This is a genomic window from Paracoccus hibiscisoli, from assembly GCF_005048265.1.
Taxonomy (GTDB): Bacteria; Pseudomonadota; Alphaproteobacteria; order Rhodobacterales; family Rhodobacteraceae; genus Paracoccus; species Paracoccus hibiscisoli.
The window spans coordinates 88,895-115,412 of sequence record NZ_SUNH01000012.1 but is presented as its reverse complement, the minus strand read 5'-3'; the positions used below and the strand labels follow the sequence as shown (position 1 = coordinate 115,412).

23 protein-coding genes are annotated in these 26,518 nt (G+C 70.2%); 11 read left to right on the top strand and 12 right to left on the bottom strand.

Annotation, left to right across the window (positions count from 1 at the left end; translation table 11 throughout):
* Positions 1 to 67 precede the first annotated feature (67 nt).
* From FA740_RS09850 to FA740_RS09835, 4 genes are read left to right on the top strand one after another with little or no spacing between them, the layout of a single operon-like run.
* The gene (locus tag FA740_RS09850) at positions 68 to 2,086 is read left to right on the top strand and encodes an HAD-IIB family hydrolase (RefSeq protein ID WP_136856601.1); all 2,019 of its coding nucleotides are present in this window, start codon (positions 68 to 70) and stop codon (positions 2,084 to 2,086) included.
* Complete coding sequence (locus FA740_RS09845) at positions 2,079 to 3,227, top strand: glycosyltransferase (protein WP_136856600.1); 1,149 nt, start codon at positions 2,079 to 2,081, stop codon at positions 3,225 to 3,227. Before FA740_RS09850 ends, FA740_RS09845 begins: the two co-directional genes overlap by 8 nt.
* On the top strand, positions 3,224 to 4,195 hold the full coding sequence (locus FA740_RS09840; protein WP_136856599.1) for a glycosyltransferase: 972 nt from the start codon (positions 3,224 to 3,226) through the stop codon (positions 4,193 to 4,195). The genes FA740_RS09845 and FA740_RS09840 overlap by 4 nt, the downstream gene beginning before the upstream one ends.
* Positions 4,192 to 5,346, top strand: a complete 1,155-nt coding sequence (locus FA740_RS09835; RefSeq protein ID WP_211243679.1) for a glycosyltransferase — start codon at positions 4,192 to 4,194, stop codon at positions 5,344 to 5,346. Before FA740_RS09840 ends, FA740_RS09835 begins: the two co-directional genes overlap by 4 nt.
* Here FA740_RS09835 and FA740_RS09830 read toward each other — a convergent pair.
* The 6 genes from FA740_RS09830 to FA740_RS09805 all read right to left on the bottom strand — a co-directional run bounded on the left by FA740_RS09830 (position 5,343) and on the right by FA740_RS09805 (position 12,660).
* Entirely contained in the window at positions 5,343 to 7,703 is a 2,361-nt protein-coding gene (locus FA740_RS09830) for an AI-2E family transporter (protein WP_136856598.1), read from the bottom strand. The two genes, FA740_RS09835 and FA740_RS09830, sit on opposite strands and share 4 nt — an antisense overlap.
* Positions 7,704 to 7,788: 85 nt before the next feature.
* A complete protein-coding gene (locus tag FA740_RS09825; protein WP_136856597.1) occupies positions 7,789 to 8,838 on the bottom strand; it encodes an extracellular catalytic domain type 1 short-chain-length polyhydroxyalkanoate depolymerase in 1,050 nt (349 codons plus the stop codon).
* Positions 8,835 to 9,263: a CopG family transcriptional regulator gene (locus FA740_RS09820; protein ID WP_136856596.1), complete on the bottom strand. Its 429-nt coding sequence runs from the start codon at positions 9,261 to 9,263 to the stop codon at positions 8,835 to 8,837. The genes FA740_RS09825 and FA740_RS09820 overlap by 4 nt, the downstream gene beginning before the upstream one ends.
* Before the next feature lie 75 nt (positions 9,264 to 9,338).
* Positions 9,339 to 10,952, bottom strand: a complete 1,614-nt coding sequence (locus FA740_RS09815) for an FAD/NAD(P)-binding protein (protein ID WP_246053569.1) — start codon at positions 10,950 to 10,952, stop codon at positions 9,339 to 9,341.
* Between the two features lie 48 nt (positions 10,953 to 11,000).
* Complete coding sequence (locus FA740_RS09810; protein WP_136856595.1) at positions 11,001 to 12,089, bottom strand: sensor histidine kinase; 1,089 nt, start codon at positions 12,087 to 12,089, stop codon at positions 11,001 to 11,003.
* Positions 12,090 to 12,216: 127 nt separating this feature from the next.
* Complete coding sequence (locus FA740_RS09805) at positions 12,217 to 12,660, bottom strand: Lrp/AsnC family transcriptional regulator (protein WP_136856594.1); 444 nt, start codon at positions 12,658 to 12,660, stop codon at positions 12,217 to 12,219.
* A 105-nt stretch (positions 12,661 to 12,765) separates the two neighbouring features.
* On the opposite strand from FA740_RS09805, the gene FA740_RS09800 reads away from it, so the two are divergent.
* Complete coding sequence (locus tag FA740_RS09800; RefSeq protein ID WP_136856593.1) at positions 12,766 to 13,341, top strand: LysE family translocator; 576 nt, start codon at positions 12,766 to 12,768, stop codon at positions 13,339 to 13,341.
* A gap of 96 nt (positions 13,342 to 13,437) precedes the next feature.
* Here the strand turns inward: FA740_RS09800 and FA740_RS09795 are convergent, their stop codons facing one another.
* Entirely contained in the window at positions 13,438 to 14,217 is a 780-nt protein-coding gene (locus FA740_RS09795; RefSeq protein WP_136856592.1) for a DUF4394 domain-containing protein, read from the bottom strand.
* A 205-nt stretch (positions 14,218 to 14,422) separates the two neighbouring features.
* Between FA740_RS09795 and FA740_RS09790 the strand changes: the two genes are divergently transcribed.
* The 5 genes from FA740_RS09790 (at position 14,423) to FA740_RS09770 (ending at position 19,031) form a co-directional block, all read left to right on the top strand.
* Positions 14,423 to 14,986, top strand: a complete 564-nt coding sequence (locus tag FA740_RS09790; protein WP_246053568.1) for a sigma-70 family RNA polymerase sigma factor — start codon at positions 14,423 to 14,425, stop codon at positions 14,984 to 14,986.
* Positions 14,983 to 15,714 carry an anti-sigma factor gene (locus FA740_RS09785; protein ID WP_136856590.1) on the top strand — a complete coding sequence of 244 codons (732 nt, stop codon included), beginning with the start codon at positions 14,983 to 14,985 and terminating at the stop codon, positions 15,712 to 15,714. The genes FA740_RS09790 and FA740_RS09785 overlap by 4 nt, the downstream gene beginning before the upstream one ends.
* A gap of 74 nt (positions 15,715 to 15,788) precedes the next feature.
* Complete coding sequence (locus tag FA740_RS09780) at positions 15,789 to 17,204, top strand: dihydrolipoyl dehydrogenase (protein ID WP_136856589.1); 1,416 nt, start codon at positions 15,789 to 15,791, stop codon at positions 17,202 to 17,204.
* Between the two features lie 9 nt (positions 17,205 to 17,213).
* A complete protein-coding gene (locus FA740_RS09775; RefSeq protein WP_136856588.1) occupies positions 17,214 to 17,987 on the top strand; it encodes a hypothetical protein in 774 nt (257 codons plus the stop codon).
* 54 nt (positions 17,988 to 18,041) lie between these two features.
* Positions 18,042 to 19,031, top strand: coding sequence for an aldose epimerase family protein (locus FA740_RS09770; RefSeq protein WP_136856587.1), 990 nt, complete (start codon positions 18,042 to 18,044; stop codon positions 19,029 to 19,031).
* On the opposite strand, the gene FA740_RS09765 is transcribed toward FA740_RS09770, so the two are convergent.
* The 5 genes from FA740_RS09765 to FA740_RS09745 are packed head-to-tail and all read right to left on the bottom strand — an operon-like array spanning position 19,028 to position 25,136.
* The gene (locus tag FA740_RS09765) at positions 19,028 to 21,223 is read right to left on the bottom strand and encodes a glycoside hydrolase family 2 protein (protein ID WP_136856586.1); all 2,196 of its coding nucleotides are present in this window, start codon (positions 21,221 to 21,223) and stop codon (positions 19,028 to 19,030) included. The genes FA740_RS09770 and FA740_RS09765 overlap by 4 nt on opposite strands.
* A gap of 2 nt (positions 21,224 to 21,225) precedes the next feature.
* Entirely contained in the window at positions 21,226 to 22,374 is a 1,149-nt protein-coding gene (gene dgoD, locus FA740_RS09760; protein WP_136856585.1) for a galactonate dehydratase, read from the bottom strand.
* Positions 22,371 to 23,279, bottom strand: coding sequence for a Gfo/Idh/MocA family protein (locus tag FA740_RS09755; RefSeq protein ID WP_136856584.1), 909 nt, complete (start codon positions 23,277 to 23,279; stop codon positions 22,371 to 22,373). The genes dgoD and FA740_RS09755 overlap by 4 nt, the downstream gene beginning before the upstream one ends.
* Positions 23,276 to 24,331, bottom strand: a complete 1,056-nt coding sequence (locus FA740_RS09750) for an ABC transporter ATP-binding protein (protein ID WP_136856583.1) — start codon at positions 24,329 to 24,331, stop codon at positions 23,276 to 23,278. Before FA740_RS09750 ends, FA740_RS09755 begins: the two co-directional genes overlap by 4 nt.
* Before the next feature lie 7 nt (positions 24,332 to 24,338).
* Complete coding sequence (locus FA740_RS09745) at positions 24,339 to 25,136, bottom strand: IclR family transcriptional regulator (protein ID WP_136856582.1); 798 nt, start codon at positions 25,134 to 25,136, stop codon at positions 24,339 to 24,341.
* 99 nt (positions 25,137 to 25,235) lie between these two features.
* Here FA740_RS09745 and FA740_RS09740 point away from each other — a divergent pair, with 99 nt between their 5' ends.
* Entirely contained in the window at positions 25,236 to 26,471 is a 1,236-nt protein-coding gene (locus FA740_RS09740; RefSeq protein ID WP_136856581.1) for an ABC transporter substrate-binding protein, read from the top strand.
* Positions 26,472 to 26,518 lie beyond the last annotated feature (47 nt).

Here is a 26,518-nt window from a genome sequence, read left to right as displayed (position 1 = left end):
TGAACCGTGTTGGCCTGCCAGACACCCGATTGCACGGTCTGCAGTCACACGGCCGAAAGGCATCATCATGCATATTCTCCATCTGGCCCTGGGCGGTTGCCTCAGGGCGGCCCCGGTGCGCTATGGCGTGACCGAGGATACGGGCGGGCACATCGCCTATGTTCTGGGCGCGGCGCTGGCGCAGGCGGCGCTGCCGCAGGTGCGCGCGGTTGATATCGTGACCCGCGCCTTTGACGCCATCGACCCCGTCCACGCCCTGCCGGTCGAGCCGCTGGCCCCCCGCGCCCGCATCCTGCGCCTGTCGACCGGGAACCGTGCCTATCTGGCCAAGGAGGCGCTGGAGGCCGAACTGCCCGCCCTGACCGCCGCGTTCTGCGCGCTGCTGGCGGCGATGGACAGCCGCCCCGACGTGATCCACGCGCATTTTGCCGATGCCGCCCGGCTGGCCCAGGCCGCGCAGGCACAGTTCGGCATCCCCTGGATCTACACCCCGCATTCGCTGGCCCTGCAAAAGAGGCCGGATGCCGCGCATGACCCCGCGTTGCGCGTTCGCATCGCCGCCGAACGCGACGCGGTCGCGGGGGCATCGGCCATCATCCTGTCCTCGCGCGACGAGGCCGAGCGCCAGCTGCGCCCCTATGGCGCGGCGGCCGAGGGGCGCAGCCATGTGCTGGCGCCGGGTGTCACGCTGTTGCCCGACCGGGGCACGGCTGCGGCCGATGCGCTGCTGGCGCCGTTCCTGCGCGACCCGGGCCGTCCCATCGTGCTGGCCGTCGCCCGCCCCGTGGCCAAGAAGAACCTGGCCGGGCTGATCGACGCCTATGCCGCCAGCCCCGCCCTGCAGGATCACGCCAATCTGGTGCTCCTGGCGGGCCTGCGCGACGGGATCGAGGGCGGCCCTGCCGATCATGTGCCGGTGCTGCGCGGTCTGTTCGACCGCATCGACCGCCACGGGCTGTGGGGGCGCGTGGCCCTGCCCGCGCGCCATGACGCGACTCAGCTGCGCGCTCTGTATGCACGGGCGGCGCAGGGGGGCGTGTTCGTGAACCCGGCCCTGCACGAGCCCTTTGGCCTCACACTGGTCGAGGCAGCGCAGGCGGGCGTTCCGGTCGTGGCCACCCGCAATGGCGGCCCGGTGGACATCCTGGCGCAGCTGGGCCACGGCGCGCTGATCGACCCGGCCGATCCCACGGCCATCGCCGATGCCTGCCTGGACCTGATGGGTGACGGCGCGGGTGCCGCGCAGGCGCAGGCGCGCGCGCTGGCGGCCTATGACTGGGGCGATTGGGCGCGGCGGTCGCTGGCGGTCTGCGACGCGCTGCGCCGCCCGGCCCCGGCCCCGCGCGGCGGCATCCGGCGCGTGCTGGCCTGCGACATCGACGGCACGCTGACCGGCTGCACGCAGGCCGCCGCACGGTTCGTCGACTGGCACGGCCAGCGCGACGCGGGCCTGCTGTTCGCGGTCGCCACGGGGCGGTCGGTCTCGCAGGCGCGCCGCGTGCTGTCCGACTGGTCGCTGCCCCGGCCCGATCTGTTCATCACCTCGGTCGGGTCCGAGATCTGGCGGTGGGGCGCGGGCGATCGCCTGCATCCCTGCTCTGATTACGCGACCCTGCTGGACGCCGCATGGGACCGCCCCGCGGTCGAGGCCGTGCTGGCCGCCCGCGCCCCCGTCTGGCAGGCCGGCCACGAACAGCGCCGCTGGAAGCTGTCGCTGACCGGCACCGCCGCGCAGGCGGGCCTGATCGTGCGCGATCTGGCGCAGGCAGGGCTGGCGGCGCGGGTCATCGCCTCGCATGGGCAGTTCATCGACGTGCTGCCGCTGGCCGCGGGCAAGGCCGCCGCCCTCCGGTTCGAGGCCGCGCGCCACGGCCTGACGCTAAAGGATTGCATCGCGGCGGGCGACAGCGGCAACGACGCCGACATGCTGGCCGCCAGCGGCGCCTCGATCCTGCCGTCGAACGCCTATGCCGAACTGGCCCATCTGCGCGGCCGCCGCGTGCATCGCAGCCCGCATGCCCATGCGGCGGGCGTGATCGACGGGCTGGCGCGGCTTGGCCTGGCGCGGGGGCGGCCGCATGCGTGACACGCCCCCGCAGCGGCCCTTCGGCTATTTCGTGCACCACCAGGGGCGTGGACACGCGGAACGCTGCGCGGCCATCGTCAACGCGCTGCCGCCCACGCGGCCCGTGACCATCTTTTGCGCCCGCGACGACATCTTTCCCGCCCTGCCCGACCATGCCCGCATCCTGCGCATCCCGTCGCTGTTCGAACGCACGGGCGGCGAATGCGACATGGACGCGGTCCCCACCCCCGACACGCAGCATTGCGCGCCCCTGGGCTGGCCCGGCATCCGTCAGGCGATGGGCACCATCGCCGGCTGGTTCGCCGATCAGGACCCCGCCCTGATGATCTGCGATGTCAGCGCCGAGATCGCGCAGCTGTCGCGCATCTGCTCGGTCCCGCATGTCAAGATCCTGCAGCACGGCCAGCGCGACGATCCGGGCCACCAGGCCGCCTATCAGGGTGCTGCGGGGCTGCTGGCGCCGTTCCACGCGGCGCTGGACCAGCCCGACTGGCAGGGGCTGGCGGGCCGCATCCATCACGCGCCGGGCCTTGGCATCGCCTGCACCCCCCTGCCCGACCGGGCGGCGGCGCGGGCGGCCCTGGGGCTGGACCCCGACCGGCCCGTGGCGCTGCTGGTGTCGGGCGCGGGCGGCAACGGCTTTGCCCAGGCCCCCCTGGGGGTCGCGGCGCGGGCCTTTCCCGACTGGCACTGGCTGGCCATCGGCGCGATGCAGCCCGACTGGCACGCGACCCAAGGGGCCAATCTGACCCACAAGGGCTGGGTGGACGACCCCGCGACCCATGTGGCAGCGGCCGATCTGGTGATCTCATCGACCGGCAACACAACCTGCGCGCAGGTGCTGGCCGCCGGGCGACCGTGGATCGTGGTGCCGGAATGGCGCTATTTCGACGAACAGCACCACAAGGCGCAGGCCCTGGCCCGCGCGGGCGTGGCGCTGCACCTGCCGCATCTGCCCTCCAGCGCGCAGGCCTGGCGCGCGGCGGTGGTCGCCGCCATCGACGGGCACGACCCCGCAGCCCAGGCCCGCCTGATCGCGCCCGATCCCGCCCAAGGCACCGCCCGCTGGCTGGAGGATCTGGCCCATCGCCTGTGGGCCCCGGCGCCCGCACCCCCCATCCCGACAGGAGTTCCCGCATGACGACCGTTTCCGCCCTGACCATCGCCGCCGGCCGCCCGGCTCATCTGAGAAACGTCGTCGCGGGCTTTCAGGCCCAGCAGCACAAACCGTGCGAGCTGATCATCGGCGTGATGCAGGACCACGACTATGACGACCTGCCCGCCACCGACTTTCCCATCCGCCAGATCCGCGTCACCGCGCCCGAACTGCCGCTGTCGGCGGCGCGCAACGCGGTGGCCGATGCCGCCTGCGGGCAGGTGCTGGTCTTTGTCGATGTCGATTGCATCCCCGCGCCCGATTTTATCGCGGGCTATCTGGCGCGGATGGAGGGGCGGCGCGGCCTGTTCATGGGCGAGGTGCTGTATCTGCCCCAGGGTGCCACCGATCAGGGGCTGGATTTCGACCGCCTTGCCGGGCTGGCGGTCAAGCATTCCGACCGCCAGGGACCGCCCGCGCAGGGGATCGCGCCCTGCGGCGACTATCGCTGTTTCTGGTCGCTGAACTTTGCGCTGTGGCGGGCCGACTGGCTGGCCGGTCCCCGCTTTGACGAGGATTTCACCGGTTATGGCGGCGAGGATACCGATTTCGGCCGCGCCTGGTCCGAGGCGGGCCTGCCGATCTGGTGGATCGCGGGGGGCCGCGTCTATCACCAGTATCACCCCCATTGCATGCCGCCCGTCCACCACCTGCATTCCGTCCTGCGCAACACCGAGGTGTTCGCCCGCAAATGGGGCCACCGCACGATGGAGCACTGGCTGCATGCGTTCCGCCTGATGGGGCTGATCCGCAATACCGCGGACGGTCTGCAGGTGCTGCGCGAACCGGGGCCCGCCGAATTCGCACTGTGCGAACAGCAGGGGCACATGCCCTATGCCAATTCGCGCCGCGTCATCGACCAGCTGCAGCAGGCCCCCGACCGCCTGTCCGCCGACCGCGCCACCCGCGTGGCCCACGACCAGCAGGACATGCTGCTGCCGGCGGCGGAATGACGCCACGCCCGCTGCGCATCGCGGTCATGGCGCATTGCCGCCACCCCGTCGCCGCGCCCTTCATGGGCGGGATGGAGGCGCATGCCCACCATCTGGCCCATGCGCTGCAGGCGCGCGGCCATGACGTGACCCTGGTCGCGGCGGGCGACAGCCGTGCCCGCGTGGCGGTCATGCCCCTGATGGCGCAGCATTACGACCGCGATTATCCCTGGCATCAGTGGCACGGAACGGCGGCGCTGAACGCGCATCTGGACGACCGCCACGCCGATGCCCTGCAGGCGATGGCGGGGATGGGGTTCGACGTGATCCACAACAACACGCTGCATCGCTATCCCCCGCGCCTGTCGCGGCAGGCGCGGGTGCCGATGGTCACGTCGCTGCATGTGCCGCCCTTTGACGCGCTGCGCCGCGCCATCCGCGACAGCGGGGCGCCCTGGCACCGGGTCACGGGCTGTTCGGACAGCCACCTGGCGGCCTATTACCCCGACGGCCCGCCGCCTTGGGCGCATGTGGTGCCCAATGGCATCGACCTGGCGGATTGGCCCTTTTCGCCGCAGGGCGACGGGCGGGCGGTCTGGGCCGGGCGCATCACACCGAACAAGGCGCCGCATCTGGCCATTGCCGCCGCGCGGCGTGCCGGGGTCGGGCTGACCCTGTTCGGCGCGATCGAGGATGGCGATTATTTCGCCACCCACATCCGGCCGCTGCTGGCGGGCGACATCCGTTTTGGCGGGCATCTGGCGGCGGCGGATCTGGCGGTGGAATACGGGCGCGCCTCGGCCCTGCTGTTCACGCCGCAATGGGACGAGCCGTTCGGCCTGACCGCGATCGAGGCGATGGCCTGCGGCACCCCGGTCGCGGCCATCGCGATGGGGGCCGCCGCCTCGGTCATCGGCCCCGCTGGTCGGCTGGCGGCTGCGGACGGGGCGGGCCTGGACCGCGCCCTGCGCGACGCGATGGCGATCCCCCGCACCCTGCCCCGCGCCCGGGTCGAGGCGCATTTCACCCTGACCCGCATGATCGCCGCCCACGAGGGCCTGTATGCCCAGGCCATCGCGGGCCGCGATGCCCCCTTTCCCGCCGTCGATTTCGCCGCGATCGAGCTGCCCCCCGCGCTGACGCGCGAGATGGCCCGGCCCGGCGCGACCTAGTCCGGGACGCGCTGGCCCAGCATGCTGCGGGGCGCCGGGGGCACCTCGCGGCGGGGTTCGGGGATCACCGCGTCCTGGCGCGTCATCAGCGCCACGGCCTCGGCGGCGATGCGGTCCAGCAGGTCCAGTTCGGCATCCGCGATCTGGCGCGGGTCGCGGTCGGCCAGACACAGCGCGCCCAGCACATGACCGTCCGCCGTGCGCAGCGGCGTGCCCGCAAAGAACCGCCCCTGCCATTGCCGGATCGCAGGGTTGTCCGAAAACCGCGCGTCGCGGTCCGTGTCGGGCACCACCAGCGTCCGGTCCTCATCCACGATGGCGGCTGACAGGGCATCGCCGCGCGTCAGCCAGGTCATCGCCGGGTGGGTCGCGCTGCGTCGTCCGGGCAGGTCGATGTTCTGGCCGACGACGTATTCGGCATCGGCCTCCAGCACCAGGACAAAGGCCATGCCCACGTCGAACGCATCCGCCGCCCGCATCGCCAGATCGTCCAGATCGGCGCGCGCATGACCGTCCAGCACGCCGCTGGCGGACAGGGCGGACAGGCGCGCGGCCTCGGCCGGGGCGGCGGGGGCCGGGGCGGGGGCGGCGGGCGTCAGGCGCTGGACGGCCTCCTCCAGGGACAGCACGATCTGATCGACGCCCAGGGCCGCGGCGCGGTCGGCCCCGGCCTGCCCGTCGGGCGCGTTCCACAGCGCCAGGACGATGCGCAGGTCGGGCCAGCGGCGTCGCACCCGCCGCACGGTGGCGCGCAACGCGGTGTCCGGGTCGCGGCTGAACGAGGTGATGCACAGCGTGCCCACCCCCTCCAGATCCAGCGCCGCGACCTGGCGCGCGGTGATCGCGCCCGCAGGCCGCACTTCGGCCGCGACCCCGGCCAGCGCAAGCCCATGCACCAGCATCCGGGCCGAGATCGCATCCACCTGCCATTTGCCGCCGATGCAGGCGATACGGGCGGGGCCGGGCGGGTCGGCGGGGTGATCCTCCTGCAGGTCGTCCAGCAGGCTGTCCATGCCCTCGACCACGCGCAGGCGGTGCTCGACCCGCGCATTGGCATGGAAATCGTCGCTGGCCTGACGCAGCACCTCCAGCCCGGACTGGTTGTAGAACCCCGTCACGCCGGTCGCGGCGATGGCGTCTGTGGCGATGTCATAGGCCTCGTCCGGGTCATCCGCGATCAGGCGCTGATAGATGCGCGTCGGCAGATCCAGCGCGGGCGTGGAGCCCAGCAGCGTGTCGAAAAACGCAAGCTGCGGCAGGTTGCGCCCCACGACCAGCAGGCAGACCGTCAACGGCGTGGACAGGATCAGACCCACGGGCCCCCACAGCGCCGTCCAGAACGTCGCCGCCGCGATCAGCGACAGCGCCGACAGCCCGGTCGAGGTGCCATACAGCAGCGGCTCGACGATGTTGTTGCTGACCAGCTCCAGAAACAGGATCAGCGCCAGCGCTATCAGCACCATGTCCCAGCCCGGATCGACCGCAAAGGCCAGCGCCAGCGGGAACACCGCCGACAGCATCGGCCCGACATAGGGGATGAACCGCATGATCGCGGCCAGCGTCCCCCACAGCACCCATCCCGGCACGCCGATGGCCCACAGCCCGATCGCCATGGGAATGCCATAGGTCACGTTCACCACCAGCTGCATCAGCAGATATTTCGAGATGCGCTTGCCCGCCTCCTCCAGCGCGTCGGTGGAGCGGTGCAGATTGCCGCCCAGCAGGCGGATCAGCCGGTCGCGCAGATCGCCCCGGTCCAGCAGCACCAGGAACACGAACACCACCACGATGCCCAGGGTGGCCAGCGGCGCCAGCGCGGGCGTCAGCCAGGCGATGGCCGTGGAAAAGGGCGACGGCCCGTCCCCCACCACCGTCACCGCCAGCGGGTCGGCCACGCTGCCCGGCGCGTCCTGCAGGGCGGTGGCCATCTGGTCCTGAACGGTGGCGACGGTCTGCAGCACGCCGTCGAACAGGCCCGGCCCCTCCATCGACTGGCCAAGCGCCGCGATCTTGGTGCGGATGGTGGATTGATAGGCCGGCAGCTCGGCGCTGAGCACGCTGACCTGAGAGGTGATCAGCAGCCCCAGCCCCAGCAGCATCGCGATGACCGTCAGCATCACCAGCGCCACCGCCGCGACCTGCGGCACGCCGCGCCGGACCAGACTCCGCACCAGCGGCCCCAGGGCAAAGCTGACCAGGAACGCGATGGCCAGCGGGATCAGCACGTCCTGTCCGAAATACAGCAGGCCGATGATGACCGATCCGACCACCATCCAGGCGGCCATGCGGACGATGTCCGTGCGATCCTGCGGCGGTTCGGCGGGGGCCAGCGGCGGCCCCGAAAGTTGCGATGTCATGGTGGGTCCCCGGCGCGCCACAGTCTGGCGCGCCGCTCAACCCGCGACCGGGGGCCGGGTTCCGCCCGCCCCCATCCGGACGGTCTCAGTCTAGAAAGAACCGCATCATCGCCTCGGTCGCGTCGGGACCCGGCGCGGTATGGCTGCCCTGCGGCGCGCCGCCCGACCAGGCGTGGCCCAGCCCCTGCACCGTCCAGGTCTGGATGCGCAGCTGGCCGTCGGCGTCGCGGTGACGGCCGATGCTGACGGCATGCCCCTCCAGCCGCGCATCGGCGGCGCGACGGGTCAGCCCGGGCTGGCGGCGCAGCGCCTGGTCCAGCACGGCCTCTCCGTTGCGCGGGGTGACGGTGCGATCCGCCGTTCCGTGGATCACGAACAGACGGCAACCGACGCCTGCGCCTTGGCCGGGTCCGCCCTGCGACATGGCCGCAAAGGCCCCGCCCATATCGCGCGCCGCGCCGTTGGGCAGGCCCGAATGGCAGGCCACCGCCCCGAAATCATCGGTAAAGACCGCGCCCAGGATCACCGCCATCGCGCCGCCTGCCGACAGCCCCGCGGCAAAGCGCCTGTCGGGCGGGATCGCGTGTTCCTGGGCGACGGTGCGGGTCAGGTCGACCAGAAACGCCGCCTCTCCGCCATCCGTGGCCGCGTGGCGCGGGTCGAACCAGGTCCAGCAGCGGTTCATGTTCGCGCTGGTGGGCTGGGCGGGTGCCACGACGATCATCCGGTCGCGTTCCGCCGCCTGCAGGATGGCGGTGCCGCGCGCGAAATCGTCCGGGTCCTGGGTGCAGCCGTGCAACAGCAGCAGCAGACCCGCGGGCGCCTCCTCCCCAACCGAGGCGGGGACATAGACCCGCACCTCACGCGTCTGCCCGGCGCCATGATGGGTGCGCCAGCTCCACTGGCCGCCCTGAGGCACTGTGACGGCACCGCCCCCGCGCCGCAGCCCGTCCAGCGACGGGGCGGCAAAGGCGGGTTTCTGAAAGCCGCCCTGCGGGAACGGCATCGGGGGCGCGACCTGCGGGGATGCGTCGCCGGACAGGCCGGTCTGGATCATCCGGGTGGCTTCGCTGAGCTGTCCGTCGCGCATCAGCTGCGTGATTTTGGTCATGTCCAGCGTCAGGGGTTTTGTCATGATTGCGGTCCTTTGGGGGGTCGGCAGGATTGCAGCGCGGCCTTGACGGCGGGCGGTGCCTGAATGGTGCCCAGCACCTCGACCGAGGCGATGGTCGCGGTCACCAGATCGGGGGTGATGTCGGGGGCCAGACGCAGCAGGCCGATGACCCGCAGGTCCAGCATCTGATGCGCGGCCTGCAGGGTCTCCAGTTCGGGGCGGGAGATGTCGCGCAGGCCCATGACGAAATCGTCGCGCCGGATCGCGGGGGCGACCGCCGCGTCATGGCGGTCCAGCTGGGCGCGGATGGCGGTGCGGATCAGGTCGCTGCGGCTGGCGTAAAAGCCTTCGCGCACCAGCAGGTCGATGCGCCCCAGATCGACGAAGCCCAGGTTGATGGTGATCTTTTCGGTATCGGCCGTGCGGGCCGGTGATGGTGTGGCCATAGGGTTTCCCTTCCTGATACCATCCATATGGATGCTATCAGGAAGCATTACGACCTGATTTATGTCAATCGGGGCCTATGACACCAGACGGCGGCGGCGCCCGGTGGCCATGCCGCCCGCGATGGCCTGGGCGATGTCCGCGCAGGCGGTGATGCCCTGCACAAAGGGCCGGTCGTGCATCAGGTAGGGGATGGCCGCCAGGCACAGCCTGCCGGTGAAATCGCCCGCGTTCAGCAGGCTGTAATCCTGCGCGACCTCGGGGATCTCCTGATCCTGGTCCAGCAGCGCGCCCCGCAGGGACGGAAACGGCAGATCCTCGCTGGTCAGCGCCTTCTGTCCGCGCGCGTCGATGAAGACCGCGAACCGGTCGCGCCCCTCGGGGTGGTCGATGACCGTGTCGGGACCTTCGCGGGTCAGGTCGTAATCCTCGCCCAGGGTCAGCAGCGACAGGATGCCCGCATCGCGCAGCGCCAGCAGGCGGCGGATCGATTCCGGCGGCACGGCGGCATAATTGTCGACGAACACCTTCTTAAGCCCGGCATCGAACCGGGCGCGGTCATCGTCGGACAGCTCCGCCACGATCTCCTCCACCGCCTCGTGCAGGCGCAGCAGGGCATAGCGCCAGGCGACGGTGACGCGGTCAGCGCGGTTGCGCTCGACCTCGGCCAGGTTGCGGCGGGCCCATCGGAACGGGTCGGCCTCGGCCCGCGCGGCGAAATAGGAGTCGGCAAAGCTGTCCGCGTCCAGACCGCCCAGGCCCACGCGTAGCGCAAAGGCCGGGTCGGCCTGCATGATCTCGGCCCGGATCAGGTCGAACGCCGCGTCCAGCGGTGCGGGGGCCGACAGGCAGGCGGCCAGCGCCGGGCCGGTCGCCACCGCCAGCGGCTGATAGGGGATCGGGCAATAGAAATCCGCCTCGGGCAGGATGCCGGTCCGCGACATCAGCACGATGCGCAGCGCCTCCGCCTGCGGATCACGGTCAAAGACCAGATCGTCGCCGTCGCGGCGGAACCGGCCATGCTGGGTCGCGACCGCCATCGCCGCGTCGATCGCGCTAAGCGAGGTGCCCATCACCCCCACCCGACAGGCGGGAACCCGGGCCTCGATCAGGCCCGACCAGGGGCTGGGGAAATAGCTGCGCGTGGCCTCGTCGGCGTCGGGGAACTGGTGCCCCGTCGCAAGGACAGCCCGGTCGAACGGCCCGACGACGCCCGCATCGGTCGCCAGCATCAGCCCGGCAGGGGTCGGGGCGATGTCCTGCACCTCGGTCCCCTCGCGGATGGTGATGACGTGACCGGCGGCCTGCGCGTCGCGCACCAGGATCAGCAGCTGGTCGCGGTAATATTCGCCCAGCAGCAGGCGCGGCGTGAACAGCCGGTCATCCAGATCGCCCCGCCCCAGCCCATAGCGCCCCAGTTCGGCATCCGACCGCGCGCGCAGCCAGTCCAGATAGGGGACCACGACGGGCGGGATCTCGATGCTGGCGATATTGGCCAGCATGGCGCGGCTGGCCGCTTCGGAGGAATAGGGCATGCCGATCCCGGCCTGGGGTCCACGCTCCAGCAGGGTGACGGCCAGGGGCTGCCCCATCCCCAGCAGATGACTCAGCGTATAGATGCCGGTCGGGCCAGTGCCGATGATTGCGATGCGTCGGGGGGTGATTGGGGTCGGCATGTGGGGGGGCGCCATGTGAATGTCCATGACGGTGAACGCGCGCCGACCGGGCGCGTTCCGGCATCAAATGCTGGTCGGGGGTCCGGTCATCGGCGACAGCGGGTCGATCAGGAAATCCAGCCGCGCCACGGTGCCGCCCGTGGTGCCCCGCGCCAGGCTCAGCGCGCCGTTCAGCGCGGTGGCGAACTGGCGCGCGACGATTAGGCCAAGGCTGTCGGTCGCCTCCAGATCAAAGCCCTCCGGCAGGCCGGGGCCGCCATCGGTGATGGTCAGCACAGCCGCCACGCGCCCGTCGCGCGCGGCGGGGGCCACGGCCAGCGCCACGGCGATGCGGGTCGGGCCCTGCGCCGGGGCGCCGTGTTCGATGGCGTTCATCACCAGCTCGCTGGCGATCAGGCCCAGGGGCACGGCGGTGTCATGCGGCAGCGGCAGGCTGTCGGCCTGAACCTCCAGCGCGACATCGCCCGCACCCGCGACCTGGACCACGTCATGAAGCACCTCGCGCAGATAGTCGGCCGCGTCCAGCGTCTGCATGTCGGGCGAATGCAGCCGCCGCTGCAGCAGCGAGATCGAGCGGATGCGCGTCTGCGACGCCACCAGCGCCTGGCGCGCGGTCTCGTCCGAGACCTGCTGGCTTTGCAGGCGCAGCAGCGCCGCGACCGTGGACAGGTTGTTCGAGATGCGGTGCTGCAGCTCCGAGAACATCAGGCTGCGGGCATGGGCCAGCCCGCTGGCGCGGCGTTCCGCGGCGGCGCGCAGCTCCAGCGCGCGCCCGGCGGCGGTGATGAAGATCACGTCCGTCGCGATGATCAGCGCATAGAAGCCAAGCGCCAGCACCGCCCCCGACGTCATCGCCACGCTGTTCAGCGGTTCGATGAAGAAATACCACGCGATCAGCCCGCAGGCCACGCCCACCGCCAGCCCCGCCCGCAGCGACGCAAAGACCAGCGTCAGCATCACCGCCGGAAAGAAGGTCAGGAACGGAAAGCCCGGCGGCAGCGCCCGGTCCAGCGCAAAGCGCAGCGCGGTGGATACCGCGATGGCCGTCAGCGCCAGAGCGACCTGACGGCGCGCCGAACGCCGTGCCATCAGCGCACGCCCCAGCCCGTGCAGCAGCCGGTCGGTCAGGCTCTGCGGCGCGCCCTGCGTCATGATCTGTCCCCCGATGCCGGCACGAATGGCCCGTTGCGCGGCATTCTAGCAAGGACGCCGTTCCGGCCAATGCCAGAAAACCACCGGCGGGGAAACCCCGCATGGCGCGCGACGGCGGGCGGGGGTGTCATGCGCGCTGGTCCTTGGCAGTGCCCACGATGACATGGGTCACGATGGTGGTCAGCTCGGCAAAGCCGCCCAGCACCTCGTGGTGGAACTGCTTGTAGCTGGCCAGGTCGCGGCATTCGACGCGCAGAAGGTATTCGACCGTGCCGGTGATGTTGTGACATTCGACGACCTGCGGGGCTGCGGCGCAGCGCGCCTCGAAGGCCAGCTGAACCCGCGCCGTGTGCCGCCCCAGCCCCACCAGCACGAAGGCGGCAAAGCCGATCTGGCGCGCCTCCGGGCCCAGAACGGCGCGATAGCCCGCGATGATGCCGCGCCGCTCCAGCGCCTCGACCCGGCGCTGGCAGGTCGAGGCCGACGCCCCCACCCGCTGCGCCAGCGCCTGATGGGTGATTCGACCCTCTGCCGTCAGGATATGCAGGATCTTGTCGTCGATTGCGTCCATTACGGGTCTTTCCTGCGGATCTGCCCCCATCATCGCGCGGAATGCGAACATCCGCCAGCCCCGGCATGCCATGCTGCGCCGACAGATCACGGACAGGAGACGGGCATGGATGCGCTGATCGGGCTGGCGGCATTCGCGGCGGCAACCACCGTCACGCCGGGGCCAAACAATACGATGCTAATGGCCACCGGCGCCAATCGCGGCTTGCGGGGCAGCTGGCCGCATATGGGGGGCATCATGCTGGGCTTTGCAGTGATGGTGCTGGCGCTTGGGGCGGGGCTGGCGCCCGCGGTCGAGGGGCGGCCCGGCCTGCGCGCCGCGATGCAGGCGGCGGGGCTGGCCTATGTGGCGTGGCTGGCCTGGCGCATCGCGCGGGCCGCGCCGCCCGGACAGGCGCGGGCGGCACGGCCCGTGACGCTGTGCCAGGCGGCGGCGTTCCAATGGGTCAACCCCAAGGCCTGGGCGATGGTCCTGGCGGCCTTGGCCACGCATGGGGCGGTGCCGGGCGGTCCGGTGACGGTGGCGATGGTCTTTGCCGCCATCGGGCTGCCCTGTCATCTGCTGTGGGTGCTGGCGGGCGCGCGCATCGCAAGGCTGATCGCGGACCCCGCGCGGCTGCGGCTGTTCAACGGCGCGATGGCGGTCCTGCTGGTGGGGTCCATGCTGCCCGTCCTGCTGTGACGCGCAAAAGAACGCCCCCCTGCGGAGGGATCGCAAGGGGGCGTCGGGTACCATGAACAGCAACGGCCGGATCCGCATCGCGGGTCCGGCATGGGATCACATCGCGGGCAGGACGGTCAGGTCGCGGATCTGGCCCTCGGCCTCGATCGTGCCGGCGGCGGTGGCGGCGCCGGTTTCCAGATCGACCGAATGGATGGTGTTGTTCGTCACCAGCCAAGCCATGTTCGTGCCTTCGGCATCGGTCTGCACGTCAAAGGCCATCGCCTCGCCGGGGTTCTCGACGTTCAGCATGCCGATGGTGGCCAGCGTGCCGTCATTGGGCGCGGTCTGCTGCAGCAGCGCGCCCAGGCCTGCGTCGATGTTGTACATCGCGGTCGCTTCCGGCGTGCCATAGCTGTTGATATAGGCGGCGGCCGCGACCATCGGGCTGGCCTCGGCATTCTCGTCCTCGGGGGTCCAGTTCAGGCTGCCGTCCACGGTGACCTCGCCGGTGTCCACGTTCACGCGGTGGTTGGTGGTGCCGGTCATGAAGCGCAGGCGGTCGGCCATCGGGTTGAAGTCCACGATGACCGGCATGTCGGTCACCTCAAGGGGGGTGTCCATGGTGGACAGGTCGGTCGCGGCGCCGGTCGCGGTGTCGATGGTGACGATGCGCATGTCATCGGTCACGCCGACCAGCGTGTTGTTCGACGGGCGCAGGTCGATGCCCAGCAGGCGGTCGACGCCCTCGACCTCCATGGTGCCGGTGACCTCCAGCGTCTCGGTGTCGAACATCACCAGGGTGCGGTCGTCGGTCAGGCCGACGCCGGTCGCGGCAGCCGCCGCCGAGATGGACAGCGCGAGGGCAGAGGTCGAGAATGCAGCAATGCGAAACATGGGGATGTTCCTTTCGGTTCAGCTTCTGTCACAGGCGGCGCGTGTCGCCGTCCTTAATGCGGGTGACGCGCCGGATGGGAAACCGGATGCAGAAAAAATGCACGCACCCCCAAATTCTTTCGCGCCCCGCCCCGCCGATCCTGCGGGCGGTTGCAACCCGGCCGCGCTTTGCGTCAGAAAGGGGGACCAGAACAGGGGGGCTTTCGTGACCGAAGACGCCGAACAGCGCAACCGCCGGCTGGACCGCGCCGTGACCGACTGCGCCGAGGGCCGCCCCCAGGGCATCGACGCCATCCTGGAGCTGGAAGGCCCGCGCCTGCTGGGTCTGGCCCGCCGCATCCTGATCCGTCACGACCTGGCCGAGGAGGCGTTGCAGGACGCGATGGTCATGGTGTGGCGCAAGGCCGCACAACAGCGCCAGGGCGACGGGTCGTCGCGCGGCTGGATCTATGCGATCCTGCGCAACCGCTGCCTGACGATCCTGCGCGACGGCGCGCGCCTGTCCAGCCTGTCCCCCGATGAGCTGACCAGCATGCAGGAGGCCCGCCAGGAGCTGGTGTCGGACGACGACTGGAAGCTGCTGGCCGGCAAGGGGCGGCTTGGCGAATGCCTGGATGCGCTGGACGACCCGGCGCGGCGCGCGATCCTGCTGGCGCATGTCGCGGGCTATAGCCACGGAGAGATCTCGGCCCGCCAGGGGGTGCCGCTTGGCACGGCGAAATCATGGATCCGGCGTGGCCTGGCCTCGCTGCGGGAGTGTCTGTCATGAATGCCTTTCGCGATGACGTGACCGCCTTTGCCGACGACTATGTGCTGGGCCTGATGTCGCCCACCGAGACCGAGCTGTTCGAGGCGCTGATGGCCGCCGACCCCGCCCTGGCCGCCCATGTCGCCCGCCTGCGCGACCAGCTGCTGCCGCTGGACCTGTCGGCCGAGGCGCAGGCCCTGCCCCCCGGTTTCGCCGCCCGCCTGCAGGCGATCATCGCGCGCACGCCCCAGGACGGCGCGCCCCTGCCGCTGTCGGGCGACCCCACGGTCGCGCCGGTGCCCGCCAACCTGCCCCGCGCGCCGCGCCGCTGGCTGGCGGGGCTGGCTGCGTCGCTGGTCCTGGGCCTGGCCCTGGGCTTTGGCGGCGCGATGCAGCGCCCCGCCCCCGCGCCCCAGGTCGTGGCCGTTCTGCTGGACGATCAGGGCCAGCCCCGCGCCATCATCGAGGATTACGGCGACGAGACCGCGCAGATCCGCTTTGTGTCGGATATTGAGGTCCCGCCGGGCTTTGCGATCCAGGCCTGGACGCTGCCCTCGGTCGAGATGGGGCCACGCTCGCTCGGGGTGCTGGACGGGCCGCGGGCGGCGTCGCTGGCGGGGCCGGACCTGCCCGCGCCCGCCGATGCCCAGCTCTATGAGATCACGCTGGAGCCTGCGGGCGGCTCGCCCACCGGGCGCCCGACCGGGCCGATCATCGCCAAGGGGCTGGCCGCCGCGCAGGACATCTGACCGCAGCCAGGGAACGCGCGGCGCTTTGGCCGGTTGAGGGGGGAACGCAACCCTGCAAGGGACCGATGCCCCCCATGACCGACCGCCCCGACCTGACCTGCGACGTGGCCGTGATCGGCGCGGGGACCGCAGGCCTTGCCGCCGAACGCGCCGCGCGCAAGGCTGGTGCCCGCACCCTGCTGATCGACCCGGAATTCCGTGGCACGCTGTGCGCGAACACAGGCTGCATGCCGTCCAAGCTGCTGATCGCGGCGGCCCATGCGGCCCATGCCTCGCGCCGCGCGCCGGTCTTTGGCGTGCGTCCGGGCGACCCGGTCATCGACGGCCCCGCGGTGATGGCCCGCGTGCGGGCGGAACGCGACCGCTTTGTGGCCTTCACCCGCGAGGGGCTGGACGATCTGCCCCAGGGGACCATGATCCGGGCGCATGCGCGATTTGTCGCACCCACCCGCCTGGCGCTGTCCGACGGGCGGCAGGTCCAGGCGGGCGCGGTGGTCATCGCCACCGGATCGACCGCGCTGGTGCCCGGCCCCTTCCGGGATCTGGGCCCGCGCATCCTGACCAACGAGACCGTCTTTGAACTCCCCGACCTGCCCGCCAGCCTGGCCGTGATCGGCGGCGGCCCCATCGGGCTGGAGCTGGCGCAGGCGATGGGCCGTCTTGGCGTGACGGTGACGCTGTTCGATCAGGGCGACCGCCTTGCCAAGGCGCGCGGCGATGCGGTCCATGACGCGCTGCGCACGGCCGTTGCGCGCGACATCACCCTGTGTCTGGGGGTCGAAACGACGCCCGAACCCGCCGATGACGGCATCCGCATCGCCTGGTCGGGCGCGTCGCAGGGCGCGCAGGTCTTTAGCCACGTGCTGGTCGCCACGGGCCGCCCGCCCAACCTGGACGGGCTGGACCTTGCGGCCTCGGGGCTGACGCTGGACGATCACGGCACGCCGGTCTTTGACCGCCTGACGATGCAATGCGGCGATGCGGCCATCTTCATCGCAGGCGACGCCGATGCCGATGCGACGCTCTTGCACGAGGCCTCGACCGAGGGCGCCATCGCCGGGCGCAATGCCGCGACCCATCCCACTGTCACGCCGGGCACGCGCAGCCCGGCCTTTGCGCTGACCTTCACCGACCCGCCGCTGGCCTCGGTCGGCGCGGGGCCGGGCGATGGCGTGATCTGCGGCCACAGCGACTACGGCAACCAGGGCCGCGCCCGGACCGAGGCGCGGGCCGAGGGCGTGATGACCATCCATGCCGACGCCCAGGGCCGCCTGATCGGTGCCGATCTGTGCTGTCCGGGGGCCGAGCATCTGGCCCATCTGCTGGCCTGGGCCGTGCAGTCGGGGGCCACGGCATCGGGCCTGCTGGAGATGCCCTTCTATCATCCGACCCTGGAGGAGGGCATGAAGGCCGCGCTGCGCCAGATCTGCCGCGAAACCCGCCAGCCCGAACCCGACAGCCGCGATTTCGGCCTGGCCCCCGGCGCATGAGGTGACCGAATGACCGAAGCGATCCACGACCTTGACCACGGCTTCTGGACGATCCGGGGCGATCTGCGCATCGGCGGCGTGCTGAATGTCGGCACGCAGGCGGCGCTGGTCCGCCTGTCCACGGGGCGGTTCGTGATGCTGGACAGCTATCCGCTGACGGGGGCGGTGCGCGATCAGGTGATGGCGCTGACCGATCAGGGCCGCGCCATTCAGGCGGTGCTGAACCTGCACCCGTTCCACACGCTGCATTGCGCGACCATCGCGCGCGACCTGCCTCATGCGGCGCTGTTCGGCGCACATCGCCACCGCCTGCGCCATCCCGATCTGGATTGGCGCCCCGAGCCCGTCGAATCGCCCGAGGTTCAGGACATGTTCGCCGACGATCTGGTCCTGTCCCTGCCGCGGGGCATCGACTATGTCAGCCGGAACGAACGCGTCCATGCCGGATCGCTGCTGGCCTGGCACCCGGCCAGCCGCACGCTGCATGTCGATGACACGATCAACCTGATGCCGGTGCCGGGCCTGCTGCGCCGCCTGTTCCCCGAACCGCGCGTCTTTCTGCACCCGACCCTGCCGCAGGCGCTGCTGCCCCGCGCGGGCGCGGTGCACGATTTCCGCGACTGGCTGCATGGTCTGGCGGGGCTGACGCGCGATCTGCGCTGGCTGTGCGCGGCGCATTCCGGCCTGCGCGAATTCGCGCCCGGCCAGTTCAAGGACGAGCTGCTGGCCACCTTTCGCCGGGTCGAGGACAAGCTGGCCCGAACCGAGGCGCAGCGCGGCTGATCTTGCCTTCCGCCCCGCGCCGCTGTCAGATCGCGGCAAAACGGGGGGACGACGATGATCGACATGGGACAATTGCCCGACGGGCAGCGGGTGCAGGCGGTGGACCTGCAATCGGGGCGCCTCAGGGCGCGGGTGCTGACCTTGGGCGGCATCATTCAGGACCTGCGGCTGGACGGCGTGGATCACCCGCTGGTCCTGGGCCATCCGGACCCCGCCGCCTATCTGGACCCGTTCCGCCATGTCGGCGCGCTGGTCGGGCGGTTCGCGAACCGCATCGCAGGGGCACGGTTCCGCCTGTCGGGGCGCGATCACGCGGTCGACGCGAACGAGGCGCCGAACTGCCTGCATGGCGGCAGCGCGGGCGCCTCGGTCCGGGTGTGGCGGATCACCCGCGCGGCCCCCGATGCGGTGAGCCTGGCGCTGGATTTCACCGACGGAGAGATGGGCTTTCCCGGCGCGATGCAGGCTCTGGCCACGCTGTGCCTGTCGGATGCGGATGGCGTCGCGGGCGTGACCGTGGCGCTGCAGGCCACCGCGACGCGGCCCACGCCCTGCAACCTGACGCATCACGGATACTGGACCCTGTCGCCCGACGGGTCCGCCGACCACCTTCTGCAGGTGGCGGCGGACCGCTATCTGCCGGTCGATGACGCGCTGATCCCGCTGCCGGATGCGCCTGCGCCGGTCGCGGGCACGCGGTTCGATTTCCGAACGGCCCGGCCCCTGGGTCGCGCGGGGCTGGACCATTGCTTCTGCCTGTCGGACGACCACCAGCCGCTGCGCGAGGTCGCGTCGCTGACCGCCCCGGACCTGCGGCTGCGGGTGCTGACCACCGCGCCGGGGCTGCAGGTCTATGACGGCGCGCATTTCCCCGATGCGGGCCTGCCCGGCCATCCGGGCCAGACGGCCCGCCCGCAATCCGCCGTGGCCTTCGAGGCGCAGGAATGGCCCGACGCCCCGAACCGCCCCGACTTCCCGCCCACGATCCTGCGCCCCGGCACCGTCTGGCGGACCGAAACGCGCTATCTGCTGGACCGCCCCTAGCCGACCGAGACCGTGGCCTGACCGTCCGGGAATTGCGGGTGCCGCGCGGTGATGCGGACCTGTCCGACCTCGCCGGTCAGGCGCAGCAGCAGACCCGTCGTGCCCCCCTGCAGCATGCGCAGGTCGGGCCCGATCAGGCGCGCGGGGCCGTCCACCGTGACCGCGACCCCGGCATCCAGGAAGGGCAGCCGGTTGCCCGCCTGGTCCAGCGCGCGCAGCATCACCCGCAGGTCGATATCCGCATCCGCCGGAACCGCGTCGCGATCGGGCGCGACCTGCAGCGTCGTGGGCAGTGGGTCGGCCACATAGTCGCGCACCGCGACCTGTTCGCCCTTCAGCCAGCCGGTGATGCGGCCCGGATGCCAGCTCATGCCCCACTGCCCCAGCTCCTCGGCGCTGATATGGCGGTGGTCGATGATGACCGGCGGATGCGGCAGATGCGGGAACCGCGCGCGGTCGGGGCCCACGCGGCGGGTGACGCCCGCGCATTCGAATTCGACCTCGTCACAGTTCGTCAGCACGATCAGCGGCAGGACGCCGCCGATGTTGCGCTCGCCGCGCGCCCAGAAGGTCACCGGCTCCATGACGATGCCTTCGGACGGCGGCTTCTGGCTGCCATAGGCATGGGCCGCGAATTTCGGTTCGCGCCAGATGTCCATGACCCCGTGATGGCAGATGCGGTCGCCTGCGCCGAAATCCTTGTGCGTGTTGTAGTCGAACATGCACCAGCCGATGCACCCCGAAATCGCCGGGTCGCCATGGGCGGCGTTCAGAACCTCAAGATGGCGGATCACATGCTCCATCTGGCGCAGCTCCGGGTCCTGCGCCTTGGTCGGGAACATGTGGCCGTTATATTCGGTGACCAGATAGGGGACCGGTTTCTTGATCCCCGTGACCTCTTCCACCGGGCGCAGTGGGGTGCGCGGCCGGTTGATCAGCGGCAGCTCGGATTCGTCCAGGATGAAATCGTTCATCGTATAGACATCCTCCAGCAGCTCGCTGTCGGTGATGCAGCGTACGCCGCCGATGGCCCGCGTCGGGTCCAGCTCGCGCGCCAGCGCGTTGGTGCGCACATAGAAATCGTGGCTGTCCGGGCTTTCGTTGATGCGCACGCCCCAGATCACGATGCTGGGATGGTTCCAGTCGCGGGTGATCATGGCGCGCACGTTGTCCACGCTGCGATCCTGCCACGCCTGGTCGCCGATATGCTGCCAGCCGGGAATTTCCTCAAACACCAGCAGCCCGATCTCGTCGCAGCGGTCCAGGAACCATGGGCTTTGCGGATAATGCGAGGTGCGGACCATGTTGCAGCCCAGATCATGGCGCAGGATCTCGGCGTCGCGCTCCTGCGCGTGACGGCCCGCGGCATAGCCCTGATGCGCCCAGCTTTGATGCCGGTTGAGGCCACGCAGCGTCATCGGCTGGCCGTTCAGCAGGAACCCCTGCGGCGTCCACTGCGCGGTGCGGAAACCAAAGCGGTGCGTGGTCACGTCGCCGCTGTCGGGCAGGGTCAGCTCGACCGTGTAAAGCTGCGGGCTGTCGGTGGACCAGAGGCCGAGGCCGGTGAGGTCCGACAGGGTCAGCTCCCCCTCGCCCTCCACGGTGGCGATCTCGCGCGTGCCGTCCAGCAGGCGGGCGCGAACCGGGCCGGGGGCGGTCACCTCAGGGCGGATCACAACGGTCTTGGAGTCAGACAGCGCGTCGGGCGTCAGGATGCGGGCATTGGTCAGATGCCGTTCGGGCAGCACCATCAGCCAGACATCGCGATAGATGCCTGCATAGGTCAGATAGTCGATCTGCGCGCCGAAGGGCGGGATGGCGGGGTTTTCCGACCCGTCGATCCGCACCGTGACCAGATTGTCGCCGGGGCGCAGATGGTCGGTCAGGTCGGCCACGAAGGGGGTATAGCCGTCGGGATGCGCCACGACCTGCACGCCGTTCACCCAGACCACATTGTCGGCCATCGCACCGTCGAACCGCAGCTGCACCCGGCGGCCCGCCCATGCGTCATCCCACGCGATCACGCGCTGATAGGTGAAGGCGCGCTGATAGCCGGTCTCATCGAAATAGCTCAGCGGCAGGTCGACGGCGTTATGCGGCAGGGTGACCGACGCGCCTGCCAGCGGCGCGGCAGGGTCGGCAGCCCCTTCGGCAAAGATCCAGCCATGGTTCAGTTTGTCGATAGTCCGCATGTTCACCACTCCGCAAAGCTGCCGTCGGCATGGCGCCAGACGGGGTTGCGCCAGCGGTGCCCTTGGGCGGCCATCTGGCGGACCTTGTCCTCGTTCACCTCGATGCCCAGGCCCGGCCCTTGCGGGATCGCGACAAAGCCATCGTCATAGGCAAAGACCGACGGGTCGGTCAGATAATCCAGCAGGTCGCTGCCCTGGTTGTAATGGATGCCAAGCGACTGTTCCTGGATGAAGGCGTTGTAGCAGACCGCGTCCAGCTGCAGGTTCGCGGCCAGCGCGATGGGGCCAAGCGGACGGTGCAGCGCCAGGGCCACGTCATGCGCCTCGGCCATGGCGGCGATGCGATAGGTCTCGGTGATGCCGCCGGCATGGCTGGGATCGGGCTGGATGATGTCGACATAACCGCCCTGCAGGATCGCCTTGAAATCCCACCGGGAATACAGCCGTTCCCCAAGCGCGATGGGGGTGGAGCAGTGATTGGCGATCTCGCGCAGCGCCTCGGCATGTTCCGACAGGACGGGTTCCTCGATGAACATCAGGCGGAAGGGCTCCAGTTCCTTGGCCAACACCTTCGCCATCGGGCGATGCACCCGGCCGTGGAAATCGATGCCGATCCCGAAATCGGGGCCCATCTCCTCGCGGATGGCCTGGACGCGCGCCAGGACCTGATCGACCTTGGCATGGCTGTCGACGAACTGCATCTCCTCGGTGCCGTTCATCTTGACGGCGGTAAAGCCCCGGTCGCCGCACTCGCGCGCCATCCGCGCCGTGTCGCCCGGACGGTCGCCGCCGATCCAGGAATAGACGCGGATCCGGTCGCGCTGCTGGCCGCCCAGCAGGGCATGGACCGGCACGCCCAGATCCTTGCCCTTGATGTCCCACAGCGCTTGATCGATGCCCGCGATGGCCGACATGTGGATGCCGCCGCCGCGATAGAAACCGGCGCGATACATCACCGTCCAATGGTCCTGGATCAGGCGCGGGTCGCGGCCGATCAGATAGTCGGACAGCTCCTCGACGCAGGTGGCGACCGATGCGGCGCGGCCCTCCAGCACGGGTTCACCCCACCCGCTGATGCCCGCGTCGGTGCTGATCTTGACGAAGCACCAGCGGGGCGGAACGATGAAGGTCTCGACGGCGGTGATTTTCATGAATGGTCCTCGAAGGCGGGGGCCGCGTGCTGGCGGCCCGTCAGGAAGGCATCGGCGACCAGACGCAGCGGCGCCAGATCGCAATCGCTGTCGCCCGCCGCGACCAGATCGCGGAACCGGGCGTAGAGGCGGGCATATTCGCGGTTCTCTCCGGCGGTCTGAATGCCCGGCGCGGTAAAGCGCGCGCCGCCTTCGGACAGCGTGGCCGCGCCCGCATCGGTGTCAAAGGCGATCTGCCAGGTCTCTCCGCCCGTCACGCGCCAGTTAAAATGCGCGGCGATGGGATGGCCCGCATCCAGTTCCAGATCGGCGGCGATGGGGGCCTGGCGGTTCGCGGGGATATGCAGATCGGCGCCGACCATGCGCGCATCGGGGATCAGCGCGGTCAGGATCGACAGCGCGTTGATGCCGGGGTCAAAGACGCCAAGGCCGCCGGGCTGCCAGATCCAGTCCTGCCCCGGATGCCATTTGCGTACATCCTCGCGCCAGTCGATGCGGATGGCACGGATGCGTGTCCGGGCCAGCCAGTCACGGGCGGCATCGACCGCCGCCGCCTCACGCGAGTGCCAGGTGGCGTGGATCGTGACGCCCTGCCGCGCGGCCTCGGCCTCAAGGACGGCCATCTCCGACAGGGTCGCGCCGGGGGGTTTCTCCAGCATCAGGTGGCGGCCCGCGCGCAGCACCGCCATGGCCTGATCGAAGCGCCCCTGCGGCGGGGTGCACAGCGACACGGCATCCACATCGGCCAGCATCTGCGTCACGTCGCGATGGTTGGCGACGCCCTCCAGCGTAGCATTGCGGCTGGCGATGGCGGTCAGGGCCACACCATCGGTCGCGGCAATGGCGGGCAGGTGCTGGGCACGCGCGATGGTGCCCAGACCCACAAGTCCGATGCGCAGGCTCATCTCAGCCGCTGCCCGGTCTGGGCGTCGAAATAGAACGCATGTGCGGGATCAAAGGTCAGGCCGACGCTGCCGCCGCCCGCCGGGTCCAGCCGCTGGCCGGTCTGCACGATCAGCTTTTCGCCCGAGGGCGCGCGCAGATGCGCGAAGGTCGTGCCGCCCAGATTCTCGGCCAGTTCCACCCGGAAGGGGCCGTCGGCGGTCAGCGTCAGCGCGTCGGGGCGCAGCCCGATCTCGACCGCGCGACCCTCCGTCAGGGCGGGACTGGTGGCGGGCAGGGTCGCGTCAAAGGCCCCCGTCACGACCTGTCCGCCCTGCACGCGCCCGGCGACGAAATTCATCGCCGGGCTGCCGATGAAGCCCGCGACAAAGCGGTTGTCGGGGTCGTCATACAGCCGCATCGGGCTGCCCACCTGCTCGATCCGGCCCGCGCGCAGGACGACGATCTTGTCGGCCATGGTCATCGCCTCGACCTGGTCATGGGTGACATAGATCATCGTCGCGCCCAGTTCTCGGTGCAGGCGCGCGATCTCGGCCCGCATCTCGACGCGCAATTCGGCATCGAGGTTCGACAGCGGCTCGTCGAACAGGAACACCTTGGGGCCGCGCACGATGGCGCGCCCGATCGCCACGCGCTGACGCTGGCCGCCCGACAGGTTCGCGGGCTTGCGGTCCAGCAGCGGGTCCAGCTTCAGGATGCGCGCGGCCTCGGCCACCTTGGCGGCGATCTGGGCCTTGGGGTGGCCGTTCATCTTCAGCCCGAAGCCCATGTTCTGCGCGACCGTCATATGCGGATAAAGCGCATAGGTCTGGAACACCATCGCCACGCCCCGGTCGGCGGGGTCGGCATGGGTCACGTCCTGGGCCTCGATGCGGATCTCTCCGGCGCTGGTCTCTTCCAGCCCCGCGATCATCCGCAGCAGGGTCGATTTCCCGCAGCCCGATGGGCCGACAAAGACGCAGAACTCTCCCTGATCGACCTGCAGGTCGACGCCGTGAATGACCCGCACGGGGCCGAAATCCTTGGTGACGCGGCTTAACTGGACGCCGGACATGGCAACCTCATGCTTGCTTGTGTTCGGGGAACCGCCAGGTGTCGGCGGTCGCGGCGATCTGGGCCGCTGCTTGGGTGACGGGACCGGCCAGCGCCAGCAGTTGCGCGCGGCTGGTCGTGGCCGTGGTGGTGGTGACGGAAATCGCGCCCAGCACCCGCCCGGTGCCCGACAGGATCGGTGCCGCGATGCAGGCGATGCCGGTCTCGTGCTCCTCGTCGTCCAGGGCATAGCCGCGCTCTCGGATGCGGACCAGCTCGGCGCGCAGCGCCTCCGCGCTGGTCAGGGAGTTGGGCGTATGCGCGTGATAGGACTGCCGCGACAGGGCGGCGGCCAGCTTGTCCTCGGGCAGATGGGCCAGCATCGCCTTGCCCACGCCGGTGCAATAGGCGGGGCCGACCTTGCCCGATTGAGCGAACATCTCGACCGGCAGCTTGGCGTTGCGCTTGTCCACATAAAGGACCGCGCCGTTGTCCAGCTGCGCCAGATGCACCGTCTGGCCCAGATCCACGGCCAGCCGGTCCAGCACCTCCTGCGCCAGGGGCGCCAAGCTGGACTGCGCCCAGGCCGCATGGGCCAGCCGCACCAGCCGCATGCCGGGCGCATAGGTCTGGCGGTCGTCGTCATAAGCCAGCATGTCCTGATGCGTCAGCGCCTGCAGGAACCGGTACAGCGTCGCCTTGGGCAGGCCCGCCACCGGCAGGATCTCGGCAAAGCGCACCGGCCGCCCGAAGGCCGCCACCAGGTCCAGCACGGCCAGCGTGCGGCCCACGGTGCCGTCGGTCGTCTCGCGTCCCTGCCCTGTCACGGCGTCCTCCCTCGTTGTTGACAGGCTATGCGATTCGCAGCATAGTTTCAATATTCAAAACTAAGTTTCACTATTTGGAACCAAAATGGGAGGGAGACCATGGTCCATCTGAGAAAAGGGCTGGTGCTGGCGATGCTGCTGTCCACCGCCGCCCCCGCCTTTGCCCAAAGCCGGGTTCTGGTGTTCAACAGCAACGCATCCGACCCCGCCCCCAAGGCCGCGTTCGAGCAGCTGGTCGCGGATTTCGAGGCCGAGAACCCCGAGATCGACGTGCAGGTGAACACCTTCGACCACGAAGGCTACAAGACCGCGATCCGCAACTTTCTGACCGCCGATGCGCCCGATGTGGTGTTCTGGTTCGCGGGCAACCGCATGCGCCCCTTTGTCGATGCGGGCCAGTTCATGGACGTGTCGGATGTCTGGGCGGAACACGGGCTGACCGACAGCCTGTCCTCGACCCTGTCGGCGATGACCATCGACGACAAGCAATGGGGCGTGCCCTTCACCTATTACCAGTGGGGCGTCTACATGAACCGCGACGTCTATGCGCAGGTGGGGGTCGAGCCCGCCGACACATGGGAGGGGTTCCTGGCCAATTGCGAGGCGTTCAAGGCCGCGGGCATCGACTGCCTGACCACGGGCTCCAAGGCGCTGTGGCCGGTGGCGGGGCTGTTCGACTATCTGTCGCTGCGCACGAACGGCTATGACTGGCACATGCAGCTGACCAACGGGGAAATCCCCTGGACGGACGACAGCGTGCGCGCGGTCTTTGCCGAATTCGAAAAGGTGCTGCCCTATGTCTCGGCCAACCATGCCGCGATCGATTGGCAGGATGCGGTGTCGAACCTGGTGCAGGGCAAGGCCGCGAACTACGTCATGGGCAATTTCGCGGTCGCAAGCTTCAAGGATGGCGGCATGACGGATGACAGCCTGGGCTTCATGTCCTTCCCCACGATCAACCCCGACATCCCCCGCGCCGAAGAGGCCCCGACCGACACGCTGCATATCCCCGCGGGTGCCAAGAACCCCGACGATGCCAAGCTATTCTTGGCCTTTGCCGCGCGTCCCGACGTGCAGACCACGCTGAACGCGGCCCTGGGCCAGCTGCCGGTCAATGCCGAGGCGACGGTGGGCGACGACCCCTTCCTGCAGGCCGGGTTCGAGATGCTGTCCACCGCCGAGGGCGGCATCGCGCAGTTCTTTGACCGCGACGCGCCGCCGGAAATGGCCAAGGCCGGGATGGAGGGCTTCCAGGAATTCATGGTCCGCCCCGAGCGTCTGGACGCCATCCTGGACCGGCTGGAGCGTCAGCGTCAGCGCGTCTACGCCCAGTGATCGTCACCCCGTGAACCCTTGCGCGGGCAGCCCCTGCCCGCGTGTTT

What these genes read in the sequence shown, in the direction of transcription:
- FA740_RS09830 (WP_136856598.1), bottom strand. Translation starts at nt 7,703, where the DNA reads ATGACATCGCAACTTTCGGGGCCGCCGCTGGCCCCCGCCGAACCGCCG.
- FA740_RS09850 (WP_136856601.1), top strand. Translation starts at nt 68, where the DNA reads ATGCATATTCTCCATCTGGCCCTGGGCGGTTGCCTCAGGGCGGCCCCG.
- FA740_RS09770 (WP_136856587.1), top strand. Translation starts at nt 18,042, where the DNA reads ATGATCGACATGGGACAATTGCCCGACGGGCAGCGGGTGCAGGCGGTG.
- FA740_RS09810 (WP_136856595.1), bottom strand. Translation starts at nt 12,089, where the DNA reads ATGACGCAGGGCGCGCCGCAGAGCCTGACCGACCGGCTGCTGCACGGG.
- FA740_RS09765 (WP_136856586.1), bottom strand. Translation starts at nt 21,223, where the DNA reads ATGCGGACTATCGACAAACTGAACCATGGCTGGATCTTTGCCGAAGGG.
- FA740_RS09835 (WP_211243679.1), top strand. Translation starts at nt 4,192, where the DNA reads ATGACGCCACGCCCGCTGCGCATCGCGGTCATGGCGCATTGCCGCCAC.
- FA740_RS09815 (WP_246053569.1), bottom strand. Translation starts at nt 10,952, where the DNA reads ATGGCGCCCCCCCACATGCCGACCCCAATCACCCCCCGACGCATCGCA.
- FA740_RS09740 (WP_136856581.1), top strand. Translation starts at nt 25,236, where the DNA reads ATGGTCCATCTGAGAAAAGGGCTGGTGCTGGCGATGCTGCTGTCCACC.
- FA740_RS09780 (WP_136856589.1), top strand. Translation starts at nt 15,789, where the DNA reads ATGACCGACCGCCCCGACCTGACCTGCGACGTGGCCGTGATCGGCGCG.
- FA740_RS09775 (WP_136856588.1), top strand. Translation starts at nt 17,214, where the DNA reads ATGACCGAAGCGATCCACGACCTTGACCACGGCTTCTGGACGATCCGG.
- dgoD (WP_136856585.1), bottom strand. Translation starts at nt 22,374, where the DNA reads ATGAAAATCACCGCCGTCGAGACCTTCATCGTTCCGCCCCGCTGGTGC.
- FA740_RS09800 (WP_136856593.1), top strand. Translation starts at nt 12,766, where the DNA reads ATGGATGCGCTGATCGGGCTGGCGGCATTCGCGGCGGCAACCACCGTC.
- FA740_RS09825 (WP_136856597.1), bottom strand. Translation starts at nt 8,838, where the DNA reads ATGACAAAACCCCTGACGCTGGACATGACCAAAATCACGCAGCTGATG.
- FA740_RS09795 (WP_136856592.1), bottom strand. Translation starts at nt 14,217, where the DNA reads ATGTTTCGCATTGCTGCATTCTCGACCTCTGCCCTCGCGCTGTCCATC.
- FA740_RS09840 (WP_136856599.1), top strand. Translation starts at nt 3,224, where the DNA reads ATGACGACCGTTTCCGCCCTGACCATCGCCGCCGGCCGCCCGGCTCAT.
- FA740_RS09820 (WP_136856596.1), bottom strand. Translation starts at nt 9,263, where the DNA reads ATGGCCACACCATCACCGGCCCGCACGGCCGATACCGAAAAGATCACC.
- FA740_RS09785 (WP_136856590.1), top strand. Translation starts at nt 14,983, where the DNA reads ATGAATGCCTTTCGCGATGACGTGACCGCCTTTGCCGACGACTATGTG.
- FA740_RS09755 (WP_136856584.1), bottom strand. Translation starts at nt 23,279, where the DNA reads ATGAGCCTGCGCATCGGACTTGTGGGTCTGGGCACCATCGCGCGTGCC.
- FA740_RS09845 (WP_136856600.1), top strand. Translation starts at nt 2,079, where the DNA reads ATGCGTGACACGCCCCCGCAGCGGCCCTTCGGCTATTTCGTGCACCAC.
- FA740_RS09805 (WP_136856594.1), bottom strand. Translation starts at nt 12,660, where the DNA reads ATGGACGCAATCGACGACAAGATCCTGCATATCCTGACGGCAGAGGGT.
- FA740_RS09750 (WP_136856583.1), bottom strand. Translation starts at nt 24,331, where the DNA reads ATGTCCGGCGTCCAGTTAAGCCGCGTCACCAAGGATTTCGGCCCCGTG.